Annotated in this window: 6 protein-coding genes and 2 pseudogenes; 6 read left to right on the top strand and 2 right to left on the bottom strand. The window is 41.8% G+C overall.

Annotation, left to right across the window (positions count from 1 at the left end; translation table 11 throughout):
• The first annotated feature begins 26 nt into the window (after window positions 1–26).
• On the top strand, window positions 27–1328 hold the full coding sequence (locus tag EL097_RS00060; RefSeq protein ID WP_003047216.1) for a hypothetical protein: 1302 nt from the start codon (window positions 27–29) through the stop codon (window positions 1326–1328).
• Between the two features lie 567 nt (window positions 1329–1895).
• On the opposite strand, the gene EL097_RS00055 is transcribed toward EL097_RS00060, so the two are convergent.
• Both EL097_RS00055 and EL097_RS00050 read right to left on the bottom strand, forming a co-directional pair.
• Complete coding sequence (locus tag EL097_RS00055) at window positions 1896–2519, bottom strand: YczE/YyaS/YitT family protein (protein ID WP_001872998.1); 624 nt, start codon at window positions 2517–2519, stop codon at window positions 1896–1898.
• Between the two features lie 317 nt (window positions 2520–2836).
• A complete protein-coding gene (locus tag EL097_RS00050) occupies window positions 2837–4081 on the bottom strand; it encodes a YSIRK-targeted surface antigen transcriptional regulator (RefSeq protein WP_025195529.1) in 1245 nt (414 codons plus the stop codon).
• 241 nt (window positions 4082–4322) lie between these two features.
• On the opposite strand from EL097_RS00050, the gene EL097_RS10745 reads away from it, so the two are divergent.
• From EL097_RS10745 to EL097_RS11150, 5 genes and pseudogenes are all read left to right on the top strand, one after another.
• Window positions 4323–11303, top strand: a complete 6981-nt coding sequence (locus EL097_RS10745) for a GA-like domain-containing protein (RefSeq protein WP_232013343.1) — start codon at window positions 4323–4325, stop codon at window positions 11301–11303.
• A gap of 37 nt (window positions 11304–11340) precedes the next feature.
• Window positions 11341–11424: pseudogene (locus tag EL097_RS11165) on the top strand (hypothetical protein); the annotation flags it as partial.
• Window positions 11425–11464: 40 nt separating this feature from the next.
• Window positions 11465–12656: pseudogene (locus EL097_RS11160) on the top strand (GA-like domain-containing protein); the annotation flags it as partial.
• A complete protein-coding gene (locus EL097_RS11155) occupies window positions 12625–13437 on the top strand; it encodes a GA-like domain-containing protein (protein WP_408641187.1) in 813 nt (270 codons plus the stop codon). The pseudogene EL097_RS11160 and the gene EL097_RS11155, both read left to right, overlap by 32 nt.
• Window positions 13434–13709, top strand: a complete 276-nt coding sequence (locus EL097_RS11150; RefSeq protein WP_232013341.1) for an LPXTG cell wall anchor domain-containing protein — start codon at window positions 13434–13436, stop codon at window positions 13707–13709. The genes EL097_RS11155 and EL097_RS11150 overlap by 4 nt, the downstream gene beginning before the upstream one ends.
• Window positions 13710–14012: the final 303 nt, after the last annotated feature.

Below are 14012 nucleotides of genomic sequence, written 5' to 3'. Positions count from 1 at the left end.
TACCATAAATAGTTGGAGGTATTACAATGGTAAATCAAGTTAATAATTTAACTGAATTCATCGAAGCAATAAAAATTGAAAACAATGATATTTATGTCGCTTCATCTATCCTTATTCCTTATTCTGTGACACTTTCAGCGGGAGTAAGTATTCATGGTTCTAGAGATAAAGGAACCATGTTAAGTTTTCCAAATAGTGATGGGATTGCTTTAACAAAAAATAATAAGCTTTCAGACTTAATTATTCAAAGCATCTCTAACCAAAGAGCGATTTACATTTCATCAAGTGACGAAGATTTATCTACAATGACTTTAGAGAAGCTCACAGTAACTGGTCAGGTTCAACTATTAACACGCGCACCAAATAAAACTATGGAACTGATTATTGATGACTTAGACATCCCATTTAGCGACTCCAGAAATCGTTCCGAAAAGCCACTAAAATATGGAGTCGTCGTCCAACAAGGGGCTTTAACTATCTTTAATTATAATCAAGACAGTGCATCAACCATATCAGCCGATATTAAAAACGTTTCAATTGGTCGTAAGAATGCCCCTGTATTAGGATCAGGTGTTTTTATTGCAGGTTTTAATGAAACAGGTGGTTCTGTAGAAGTTAAGGAATTAGTAACTAAAGATATTTATTCAAATGGTATGATTCCTTTTGGTCAGCCTAATATGATTACAGGAGGAATATTCATTTTAACCGGCGCTCATGCTCAATCAATTCACTCTCAAGGAACAGTTACCACCTATGGTGTAAACGATATGGTCTTAGATGTATGGGGTGAAGTGGATAGCTGGATTACAGAAAAACCTATTGAAAGCTTTGGAACTTCTGGCATTGGATTTGTCAATTTTGGGACAGTGCATCGTTTTCAAGCCAATGATGCAGTTGTGACTTACGGCTCAGGAGCACGGGGGTTTAATCAATATGATGGTACAATAGATTTTGCCTCATTTAAGTCAATTACTACTTACGGAGATGGTTCAATTGGAATGCAGTTTTCAAAACCAGTGGGAGAGATTATTATTGAAGATTCTATTACTACATCTGGTGATGTTGGAGATTCCTTAGTAAAAGGTGAAATTCAATCCCTTAAGGCAATTGCTTTATCCCTACAACCTGGCGGTGAGATAGAAAATCTTAGTGTTGGTAAAAACATTGCAACTAAAGGTAAACATGTCCACACCATTGAAATTAAGCAAGATGCTTTTCTTCATGATTTTTCAATAGGCGGAGAGATCAAACAAGAGGGAAATGACAATCCAAAGGTTATCATAGAAGAAACACTTTCTGCAGATATAAAAGCTTTACTAGATAAATAACTAGTTCTTAAAAAATATTCCCCCAACTAAATAATGACTTGCATCTCAAAAGTTAGACAGAAAATCTAACTTTTGGGATTGGACCTGGTTAAATAATGTGGACACAAAATTAAGTGGAAACGAGGAAAATAATCAAGTCAAGAAAACATTTGATAAGGCGTTTAAATTAGCTGTTGTTAAAGTTTTCTTGAGGCGGAGTAGTCTGTAAAAATCGTTGGAGAAGCTTTAGGAATTCATCCAAATGGTTTCGTTGGTTTCAAGAATATGAAATAGATGAAGAAAGAGCGTTCCCAAGACATGGGAGCGCTCTTTGTCATGGTCATGCTCAATTTGAGAAAAAACTTGGAAAATAAGATATTACAAGAGGAATAGAGTCTGAAAGAAATAGTCTTTAATTAGCTTAACTTTTTGTCTATTATTGCTTGATATGTCCAAAGTTCTTTCACTAATTATTGTCCAACTTTTTGGAATCAGTAGAATAATTAGTAAAGTAGCATTTTGTTGATTATTTTTTTAACCCAAACATCATACTAGAAAGGTTTAAATCTATGAATTGTTAGTAGCATACTACTTTAATTTGTCAAGGCTATATGTAATCATTGACACACAAGGAGCTGTGAATACTGTTGCAAGAAGTGTCCCTTCGCGTATTCCCAAAAAGGGTCTCGATAATAGAAACGAAAGGATTAAAGCCGTGAACACCATGGATAAATCTGACCACAGTTTGACTTTTGCGAAAGGTAAGTGAAAATGCTTTGCTATTGTTTGAGGTAATCCTTCTCCAGGCATTAAAATAAAATCTGCTTTAACTTCAATAACTACACCCAGCGCTAAAATAACTATACTAATCAATAGTAAGCTAATCTTTAAAAAATAATTGTCAAATGGAGGAAGTATTTTCAAAAGGTTAACATAACAATTGATAAAATATCCAAATATAGCGCCAGGGAACATTTGAATACAAATATTGAAAAGCTTAACTTTATTTATTTGATGACCAACAATTATTATTTGTAGAATAATCAAAAAAAGCATAAACAACAGCATGTATAACCCTATCGATTGTTTCCATACTTCTGATAGAACATTGGGAATAGAGGCAATAGGAGAAGTTCCCAATTGTGAGACTTTGGATAAGGCAACAGCTAAAGCCATAATATTGATACCAATCATAAATCGTAAAAATTTCAACTTAATCATCCTTTCCCATATGAGAAACATTCATTTATCAAATCTAATGACGATTGAGAGGTAATTGAAAGCAAACAACAACTTAATTATATACCTTTAATAAGTTTACGTAAACCATAATACAGAAATTAGTTTAAACCAACTATGTAGCATATCGAATTAGTTGAAATGAATATTTTATAACATTAGGTATATCATTGAATGGGATAATAGTAAGTTTCCATTTATTTTGCCATTGTCAATTGTAGTGGGTGATACCATTGGCAGTAGTTATAGAGTTTTTTTATATAGAAAAAGATCCAGAGAGGAGCCTGTCATCAGTGGCTCTCCTCTGGATCTTTTTGAGTCTGTCCTTTACTGGTCTGCTGACTCGCCAAATTATTTTGCTGCGCATACTTTAATGGACTGATCCCAACCACTCTTTTGAAGGTACGTGAAAAATTAGCTGATGTTGAGAATTGGAGTAATTCCGCAATGTGAGCCAATGTTTTTCCTTCCTCTAATAACTGTTTAGCCACTTCAATTTTTAAATGAAGAAAATATTGTAGAATGGTCATGTGCTTTTCTTGTTTAAATAACTTTCGTAATTTAGATTCACTCATGTGAAACTGTCTGGCTATTTCCGCAGTCTTAATAGCTCGATTGAGGTTATTTTCAAGATATTGAATAACCCCAATAACTGTTTGAGAATATTGTGATACTAGTTTTTGTTTAATCCCCGACACTTGTTGAGTGTAAAATAGAATAGCTGTATCGCGTAACTTCAAAACAGCGTGTAATGATTGAGCTTGTTCTGTTTCTGTAACAAAGCGATCTCGCGATTGATAGGCTGTCTCAATATCAAGGCCAGAGTGAACAGCTCCTTGAGCTAAACGATCATAAATCATAATAGAGTAATTCTTCTCGGACCGTAATTCATCGCCACTTAACGTAGCAGAAACGGCATTGCTTAATTGACTTACAGTTTCTCTTAAAAGCTCTTCCTTCCCAGATTTAACAGCTTGTAAAATCCTAGTTTCATACTGGTATTGATAAGTATAGGTATTACTATTTTCGACAGACAACTGTTTGATTTTATTTAAATCAAAAGCATTGCTCCACCCTTTTGTATAGTGATGTAAAGGGGCTGACAACAAATCTTCAATTTTCCCAGTTAAACAATAGTTAACTAAAATAAGTAGCTCTCTAATTTGACTGAGGGGGAAGAAAGGAAGTTGAACCAACTTCTCAAAGAAATAATTTTGTTCATCGTTCTCAATATGAGCTTCGTTCATTTTCCTTTTAAAGAGTAAAGGATCAATGGCATTACTCCTCCAAGGACCAATAATGACGTAGTGATTGTCTGTGCGAAGAGCAAGGAACAATTCTCCCATAAACCCATAGTGAAATAAGAAATTCTCTTTGGTTTTACTAAACTCATTTAAGATAAGATGATGGTCATAATAAAGAGAAACGGTTTTATCTGATTTATACTCTGTTAGAACTGTAAAGGATCTGTCACAAACGGTAATAGATAATTTTAAAGTGCTATGTAATGATTTTAACAGTAAAGAGTTTATGATGAGCACCTCCTCTTTTTGATTTATAGTAATAATTCTAAAAAAGATTCTAAGAAAGTCAATCGATATCACCTCTAAAAGTTAAAAATACCAAAAATGATCAAAAAAATTAAATACGCTTTATTAGAAAAAAAAAAAAAAACACATGAGAAAATATAAATAAATAGAGATATTCTAATCAAACTCCTAAACAGGTAGACTTAATTTTGTATAAAAATATACAAAATAAAAAAGGAGACTACGTATGTTTAGTAAGGCAAGAGGGACACAATACGATGCTTCACAGACGAAACAACGCTTTTCGATTAAGAAGTTTAAGTTTGGTGCTGCTTCTGTATTAGTCGGGTTATTATTTTTAGGAATGAATAGTCATTCTGTTTTGGCGGATGAGTCAAGTGCTATGAGTGCAGAGGTAACACAAGCGGCTGAAGTAACCTCAGTGGACAATACAATTAATTCAGATACTGTAGTTTCAGCAGGTCATACAGAAAATATAAATCCTGATGATGTGGTTAAAATTTCGGAATCTGGTATCAGTGAAGACTCTAATATCTCATCAGAAGATACAGATAAAGTTAATGATTTGGGAGAAACTGTAAGTGAAAAAGATATTACTGTACCTCCTGTAAATACAATGCGTTCTATAGATGATGCTGATGAAAGTTTGGAGAAAGCTAGTGTTGATAATAATAGGGGAAGCGAAGTATCTGGTGAACATCAAAATAAGGAAGAACAGGATACGGTATATACCCTTCAGGATACTCCAAACAAGCAGGAGTACTCAGATAAATATCAGTTACCTTCAAGAGATAGTGTAGATAAACCAAAAGTAAGGTCACGTCGTTCATTAAATTTATCTGATAGAGAATCTAGTAGTCAAGAGTTTCCATTGGGATCTGCTGAGTATGTGGATAAAGCTCATCTAATTGTCACTAAAAATAATATGGTTGACCACTTTGAAGTTAGAGGAACAGCACATGGTGATGACCAAAATCCTGTTGTACTAACTGAAGATGTTTCAGGTCAAGCTGGAAGTTTACTTTTGAATAAAAGAATTGATATGAATGAATCTTTTAGACTAGAAGGTAGATTAAGTTTAGGTGATAAATATGAAGGATACAACGTTGGTGGAAGAAGCGGTGGAGATGGAGTTTCTTTTGCTTTTACTTCAACTGCACCAGGGACAATTGGACTATCAGGAGCGAGTATTGGATTAGGTGGCCTTCCAAATTCTTTTGGGTTTAAGTTAGACACATGGCATAATACCTCAAACCCTAATGTAAATCAGAAAGCAGGAGCGGATCCTAAGTTTAGTGGATATCAAAATGGGGCTTTTGGTGCCTTTTATGGCACAGATGCTAGTGGAAAAGCAATTACATTGTTGCAAGATGCTCGAAGATTAGAGTCACAACCGCATAATAACGAATTTAAAAATGTGATTGTTGATTATAATGGACAATCAAAGGCTATGACAGTGACATATGATGGACAAATATTCACAAAAAATATTCAAACCTATTTAGATAAAAGTAGACTAACTACTAACCAGGCTAAGGGAAGAGAAGAGTTGGGCTTTGCGATTTTTGCTTCTACTGGGTCAGGAACAAATTTACAACAATTTGATTTAACTAGGTTTGAGTATTCTTCAGGTGGTAGCTATATAAAATTATTGTATGTTGATGATTCAACTGGAAATGTTATTAAAGAAAAGCTATACTCAGGTCTGACTTATCAATCTCTAGATTTGTCGGATAAATTGATGTTACCTAATTATACATTTAAGAGGACTAATGCTCCTACTGCAGTAGGATATCAGGACAGTAACACAATTAATTTCAATTCAGGTATTCAAACTATTACCTATACTTATAAAAAGGTTGAGAAAGAAGAATTACAACGACTTTTAGATAATGATTCTAATTTGAAGTTAACTGATATATATGTTAATGCAGATAAAACAAAACAAACGGCTTACGATGATTCTATCAAAAAAGGTCAAGTAGTAGTAAACGATAGTTTTACAAGCCAAGATAAAGTAGATGATGCAGTTAAGATTATAACTGATAGTATAGTTGCTCTAAGAGTTTCCGCAGCTGAAGCAGCCGTGAAAGCAGCCGAAGATGCCGCCCAAGCAGGCAAAGATAAGAAAGCTGAAGTTGAAGCAGATGGTGTTGTTAATCCAGATGAGAAATCAGCCGTAGATGGCTTGAACGATGTCACAACTGAGAAGAAAGGTACAGCAACTCCGTTAGTCGATAGCTTACCAGAAGGCCCAGTCAAAGAAGCGTTGAAAGCACGTCTTGATCAAGTAACGACATCAGAAGTAACCGTCAACGATGCGGATAGCAACGGCAAACCAGATTCCCAAGATGCCGCAGAAGCCGCAGCTGAAGCAGCCGTGAAAGCAGCCGAAGATGCCGCCCAAGCAGGCAAAGATAAGAAAGCTGAAGTTGAAGCAGATGGTGTTGTTAATCCAGATGAGAAATCAGCCGTAGATGGCTTGAACGATGTCACAACTGAGAAGAAAGGTACAGCAACTCCGTTAGTCGATAGCTTACCAGAAGGCCCAGTCAAAGAAGCGTTGAAAGCACGTCTTGATCAAGTAACGACATCAGAAGTAACCGTCAACGATGCGGATAGCAACGGCAAACCAGATTCCCAAGATGCCGCAGAAGCCGCAGCTGAAGCAGCCGTGAAAGCAGCCGAAGATGCCGCCCAAGCAGGCAAAGATAAGAAAGCTGAAGTTGAAGCAGATGGTGTTGTTAATCCAGATGAGAAATCAGCCGTAGATGGCTTGAACGATGTCACAACTGAGAAGAAAGGTACAGCAACTCCGTTAGTCGATAGCTTACCAGAAGGCCCAGTCAAAGAAGCGTTGAAAGCACGTCTTGATCAAGTAACGACATCAGAAGTAACCGTCAACGATGCGGATAGCAACGGCAAACCAGATTCCCAAGATGCCGCAGAAGCCGCAGCTGAAGCAGCCGTGAAAGCAGCCGAAGATGCCGCCCAAGCAGGCAAAGATAAGAAAGCTGAAGTTGAAGCAGATGGTGTTGTTAATCCAGATGAGAAATCAGCCGTAGATGGCTTGAACGATGTCACAACTGAGAAGAAAGGTACAGCAACTCCGTTAGTCGATAGCTTACCAGAAGGCCCAGTCAAAGAAGCGTTGAAAGCACGTCTTGATCAAGTAACGACATCAGAAGTAACCGTCAACGATGCGGATAGCAACGGCAAACCAGATTCCCAAGATGCCGCAGAAGCCGCAGCTGAAGCAGCCGTGAAAGCAGCCGAAGATGCCGCCCAAGCAGGCAAAGATAAGAAAGCTGAAGTTGAAGCAGATGGTGTTGTTAATCCAGATGAGAAATCAGCCGTAGATGGCTTGAACGATGTCACAACTGAGAAGAAAGGTACAGCAACTCCGTTAGTCGATAGCTTACCAGAAGGCCCAGTCAAAGAAGCGTTGAAAGCACGTCTTGATCAAGTAACGACATCAGAAGTAACCGTCAACGATGCGGATAGCAACGGCAAACCAGATTCCCAAGATGCCGCAGAAGCCGCAGCTGAAGCAGCCGTGAAAGCAGCCGAAGATGCCGCCCAAGCAGGCAAAGATAAGAAAGCTGAAGTTGAAGCAGATGGTGTTGTTAATCCAGATGAGAAATCAGCCGTAGATGGCTTGAACGATGTCACAACTGAGAAGAAAGGTACAGCAACTCCGTTAGTCGATAGCTTACCAGAAGGCCCAGTCAAAGAAGCGTTGAAAGCACGTCTTGATCAAGTAACGACATCAGAAGTAACCGTCAACGATGCGGATAGCAACGGCAAACCAGATTCCCAAGATGCCGCAGAAGCCGCAGCTGAAGCAGCCGTGAAAGCAGCCGAAGATGCCGCCCAAGCAGGCAAAGATAAGAAAGCTGAAGTTGAAGCAGATGGTGTTGTTAATCCAGATGAGAAATCAGCCGTAGATGGCTTGAACGATGTCACAACTGAGAAGAAAGGTACAGCAACTCCGTTAGTCGATAGCTTACCAGAAGGCCCAGTCAAAGAAGCGTTGAAAGCACGTCTTGATCAAGTAACGACATCAGAAGTAACCGTCAACGATGCGGATAGCAACGGCAAACCAGATTCCCAAGATGCCGCAGAAGCCGCAGCTGAAGCAGCCGTGAAAGCAGCCGAAGATGCCGCCCAAGCAGGCAAAGATAAGAAAGCTGAAGTTGAAGCAGATGGTGTTGTTAATCCAGATGAGAAATCAGCCGTAGATGGCTTGAACGATGTCACAACTGAGAAGAAAGGTACAGCAACTCCGTTAGTCGATAGCTTACCAGAAGGCCCAGTCAAAGAAGCGTTGAAAGCACGTCTTGATCAAGTAACGACATCAGAAGTAACCGTCAACGATGCGGATAGCAACGGCAAACCAGATTCCCAAGATGCCGCAGAAGCCGCAGCTGAAGCAGCCGTGAAAGCAGCCGAAGATGCCGCCCAAGCAGGCAAAGATAAGAAAGCTGAAGTTGAAGCAGATGGTGTTGTTAATCCAGATGAGAAATCAGCCGTAGATGGCTTGAACGATGTCACAACTGAGAAGAAAGGTACAGCAACTCCGTTAGTCGATAGCTTACCAGAAGGCCCAGTCAAAGAAGCGTTGAAAGCACGTCTTGATCAAGTAACGACATCAGAAGTAACCGTCAACGATGCGGATAGCAACGGCAAACCAGATTCCCAAGATGCCGCAGAAGCCGCAGCTGAAGCAGCCGTGAAAGCAGCCGAAGATGCCGCCCAAGCAGGCAAAGATAAGAAAGCTGAAGTTGAAGCAGATGGTGTTGTTAATCCAGATGAGAAATCAGCCGTAGATGGCTTGAACGATGTCACAACTGAGAAGAAAGGTACAGCAACTCCGTTAGTCGATAGCTTACCAGAAGGCCCAGTCAAAGAAGCGTTGAAAGCACGTCTTGATCAAGTAACGACATCAGAAGTAACCGTCAACGATGCGGATAGCAACGGCAAACCAGATTCCCAAGATGCCGCAGAAGCCGCAGCTGAAGCAGCCGTGAAAGCAGCCGAAGATGCCGCCCAAGCAGGCAAAGATAAGAAAGCTGAAGTTGAAGCAGATGGTGTTGTTAATCCAGATGAGAAATCAGCCGTAGATGGCTTGAACGATGTCACAACTGAGAAGAAAGGTACAGCAACTCCGTTAGTCGATAGCTTACCAGAAGGCCCAGTCAAAGAAGCGTTGAAAGCACGTCTTGATCAAGTAACGACATCAGAAGTAACCGTCAACGATGCGGATAGCAACGGCAAACCAGATTCCCAAGATGCCGCAGAAGCCGCAGCTGAAGCAGCCGTGAAAGCAGCCGAAGATGCCGCCCAAGCAGGCAAAGATAAGAAAGCTGAAGTTGAAGCAGATGGTGTTGTTAATCCAGATGAGAAATCAGCCGTAGATGGCTTGAACGATGTCACAACTGAGAAGAAAGGTACAGCAACTCCGTTAGTCGATAGCTTACCAGAAGGCCCAGTCAAAGAAGCGTTGAAAGCACGTCTTGATCAAGTAACGACATCAGAAGTAACCGTCAACGATGCGGATAGCAACGGCAAACCAGATTCCCAAGATGCCGCAGAAGCCGCAGCTGAAGCAGCCGTGAAAGCAGCCGAAGATGCCGCCCAAGCAGGCAAAGATAAGAAAGCTGAAGTTGAAGCAGATGGTGTTGTTAATCCAGATGAGAAATCAGCCGTAGATGGCTTGAACGATGTCACAACTGAGAAGAAAGGTACAGCAACTCCGTTAGTCGATAGCTTACCAGAAGGCCCAGTCAAAGAAGCGTTGAAAGCACGTCTTGATCAAGTAACGACATCAGAAGTAACCGTCAACGATGCGGATAGCAACGGCAAACCAGATTCCCAAGATGCCGCAGAAGCCGCAGCTGAAGCAGCCGTGAAAGCAGCCGAAGATGCCGCCCAAGCAGGCAAAGATAAGAAAGCTGAAGTTGAAGCAGATGGTGTTGTTAATCCAGATGAGAAATCAGCCGTAGATGGCTTGAACGATGTCACAACTGAGAAGAAAGGTACAGCAACTCCGTTAGTCGATAGCTTACCAGAAGGCCCAGTCAAAGAAGCGTTGAAAGCACGTCTTGATCAAGTAACGACATCAGAAGTAACCGTCAACGATGCGGATAGCAACGGCAAACCAGATTCCCAAGATGCCGCAGAAGCCGCAGCTGAAGCAGCCGTGAAAGCAGCCGAAGATGCCGCCCAAGCAGGCAAAGATAAGAAAGCTGAAGTTGAAGCAGATGGTGTTGTTAATCCAGATGAGAAATCAGCCGTAGATGGCTTGAACGATGTCACAACTGAGAAGAAAGGTACAGCAACTCCGTTAGTCGATAGCTTACCAGAAGGCCCAGTCAAAGAAGCGTTGAAAGCACGTCTTGATCAAGTAACGACATCAGAAGTAACCGTCAACGATGCGGATAGCAACGGCAAACCAGATTCCCAAGATGCCGCAGAAGCCGCAGCTGAAGCAGCCGTGAAAGCAGCCGAAGATGCCGCCCAAGCAGGCAAAGATAAGAAAGCTGAAGTTGAAGCAGATGGTGTTGTTAATCCAGATGAGAAATCAGCCGTAGATGGCTTGAACGATGTCACAACTGAGAAGAAAGGTACAGCAACTCCGTTAGTCGATAGCTTACCAGAAGGCCCAGTCAAAGAAGCGTTGAAAGCACGTCTTGATCAAGTAACGACATCAGAAGTAACCGTCAACGATGCGGATAGCAACGGCAAACCAGATTCCCAAGATGCCGCAGAAGCCGCAGCTGAAGCAGCCGTGAAAGCAGCCGAAGATGCCGCCCAAGCAGGCAAAGATAAGAAAGCTGAAGTTGAAGCAGATGGTGTTGTTAATCCAGATGAGAAATCAGCCGTAGATGGCTTGAACGATGTCACAACTGAGAAGAAAGGTACAGCAACTCCGTTAGTCGATAGCTTACCAGAAGGCCCAGTCAAAGAAGCGTTGAAAGCACGTCTTGATCAAGTAACGACATCAGAAGTAACCGTCAACGATGCGGATAGCAACGGCAAACCAGATTCCCAAGATGCCGCAGAAGCCGCAGCTGAAGCAGCCGTGAAAGCAGCCGAAGATGCCGCCCAAGCAGGCAAAGATAAGAAAGCTGAAGTTGAAGCAGATGGTGTTGTTAATCCAGATGAGAAATCAGCCGTAGATGGCTTGAAACGATGTCACAACTGAGAAGAAAGGTACAGCAACTCCGTTAGTCGATAGCTTACCAGAAGGCCCAGTCAAAGAAGCGTTGAAAGCACGTCTTGATCAAGTAACGACATCAGAAGTAAACCGTCAACGATGCGGATAGCAACGGCAAACCAGATTCCCAAGATGCCGCAGAAGCCGCAGCTGAAGCAGCCGTGAAAGCAGCCGAAGATGCCGCCCAAGCAGGCAAAGATAAGAAAGCTGAAGTTGAAGCAGATGGTGTTGTTAATCCAGATGAGAAATCAGCCGTAGATGGCTTGAACGATGTCACAACTGAGAAGAAAGGTACAGCAACTCCGTTAGTCGATAGCTTACCAGAAGGCCCAGTCAAAGAAGCGTTGAAAGCACGTCTTGATCAAGTAACGACATCAGAAGTAACCGTCAACGATGCGGATAGCAACGGCAAACCAGATTCCCAAGATTGCCGCAGAAGCCGCAGCTGAAGCAGCCGTGAAAGCAGCCGAAGATGCCGCCCAAGCAGGCAAAGATAAGAAAGCTGAAGTTGAAGCAGATGGTGTTGTTAATCCAGATGAGAAATCAGCCGTAGATGGCTTGAACGATGTCACAACTGAGAAGAAAGGTACAGCAACTCCGTTAGTCGATAGCTTACCAGAAGGCCCAGTCAAAGAAGCGTTGAAAGCACGTCTTGATCAAGTAACGACATCAGAAGTAACCGTCAACGATGCGGATAGCAACGGCAAACCAGATTCCCAAGATGCCGCAGAAGCCGCAGCTGAAGCAGCCGTGAAAGCAGCCGAAGATGCCGCCCAAGCAGGCAAAGATAAGAAAGCTGAAGTTGAAGCAGATGGTGTTGTTAATCCAGATGAGAAATCAGCCGTAGATGGCTTGAACGATGTCACAACTGAGAAGAAAGGTACAGCAACTCCGTTAGTCGATAGCTTACCAGAAGGCCCAGTCAAAGAAGCGTTGAAAGCACGTCTTGATCAAGTAACGACATCAGAAGTAACCGTCAACGATGCGGATAGCAACGGCAAACCAGATTCCCAAGATGCCGCAGAAGCCGCAGCTGAAGCAGCCGTGAAAGCAGCCGAAGATGCCGCCCAAGCAGGCAAAGATAAGAAAGCTGAAGTTGAAGCAGATGGTGTTGTTAATCCAGATGAGAAATCAGCCGTAGATGGCTTGAACGATGTCACAACTGAGAAGAAAGGTACAGCAACTCCGTTAGTCGATAGCTTACCAGAAGGCCCAGTCAAAGAAGCGTTGAAAGCACGTCTTGATCAAGTAACGACATCAGAAGTAACCGTCAACGATGCGGATAGCAACGGCAAACCAGATTCCCAAGATGCCGCAGAAGCCGCAGCTGAAGCAGCGTGAAAGCAGCCGAAGATGCCGCCAAGCAGGCAAAGATAAGAAAGCTGAAGTTGAAGCAGATGGTGTTGTTAATCCAGATGAGAAATCAGCCGTAGATGGCTTGAACGATGTCACAACTGAGAAGAAAGGTACAGCAACTCCGTTAGTCGATAGCTTACCAGAAGGCCCAGTCAAAGAAGCGTTGAAAGCACGTCTTGATCAAGTAACGACATCAGAAGTAACCGTCAACGATGCGGATAGCAACGGCAAACCAGATTCCCAAGATGCCGCAGAAGCCGCAGCTGAAGCAGCCGTGAAAGCAGCCGAAGATGCCGCCCAAGCAGGCAAAGATAAGAAAGCTGAAGTTGAAGCAGATGGTGTTGTTAATCCAGATGAGAAATCAGCCGTAGATGGCTTGAACGATGTCACAACTGAGAAGAAAGGTACAGCAACTCCGTTAGTCGATAGCTTACCAGAAGGCCCAGTCAAAGAAGCGTTGAAAGCACGTCTTGATCAAGTAACGACATCAGAAGTAACCGTCAACGATGCGGATAGCAACGGCAAACCAGATTCCCAAGATGCCGCAGAAGCCGCAGCTGAAGCAGCCGTGAAAGCAGCCGAAGATGCCGCCAAGCAGGCAAAGATAAGAAAGCTGAAGTTGAAGCAGATGGTTGTTAATCCAGATGAGAAATCAGCCGTAGATGGCTTGAACGATGTCACAACTGAGAAGAAAGGTACAGCAACTCCGTTAGTCGATAGGCTTACCAGAAGGCCCAGTCAAAGAAGCGTTGAAAGCACGTCTTGATCAAAGTAACGACATCAGAAGTAACCGTCAACGATGCGGATAGCAACGGCAAACCAGATTCCCAAGATGCCGCAGAAGCCGCAGCTGAAGCAGCCGTGAAAGCAGCCGAAGATGCCGCCCAAGCAGGCAAAGATAAGAAAGCTGAAGTTGAAGCAGATGGTGTTGTTGAACTTCCTTCTACTGGCGAGATCAATACTCATCTATCGTTGTTTGGAATAATTGTTTTGTTAATAAGCACTCTTATGTATGGTTCTAAGAAAAAAGAGGATTAAATCTTTTGACCTATGACCTGAAATGTCATTAAACTTTCTCCGTTTTTACGGTGTGAATGCTCTATGTTTAATTATCTCTCTCCAACCTAAATAGAGTATTCAATATGTTCAAGCATCATGCTTGGAAAGTCTATCTAGATGTATAATCTAGATAGACTTTTGATTTTGTAAGAGCATTTCGTTTTTGGAGTTCTTGAATTTGTTTAGCAGTCATAACGTAAGCGCCCAATAACAAGGTATATTAAAATCTTCCAAAGTTCACTGACTCTGGAAGATTTTGTTATCTACAATTTTGTTGTACCT

Origin of the sequence: Streptococcus canis (assembly GCF_900636575.1) — a bacterium.
Taxonomy (GTDB): Bacteria; Bacillota; Bacilli; order Lactobacillales; family Streptococcaceae; genus Streptococcus; species Streptococcus canis.
The sequence above is the reverse complement of the archived record's forward strand: the minus strand, read 5'-3'. Positions and strand labels throughout refer to the sequence as shown.

Coding starts and splice junctions, on each gene's coding strand:
- EL097_RS11155 (WP_408641187.1), top strand. CDS start 12,625: ATGCCGCAGAAGCCGCAGCTGAAGCAGCGTGAAAGCAGCCGAAGATGC.
- EL097_RS00060 (WP_003047216.1), top strand. CDS start 27: ATGGTAAATCAAGTTAATAATTTAACTGAATTCATCGAAGCAATAAAA.
- EL097_RS10745 (WP_232013343.1), top strand. CDS start 4,323: ATGTTTAGTAAGGCAAGAGGGACACAATACGATGCTTCACAGACGAAA.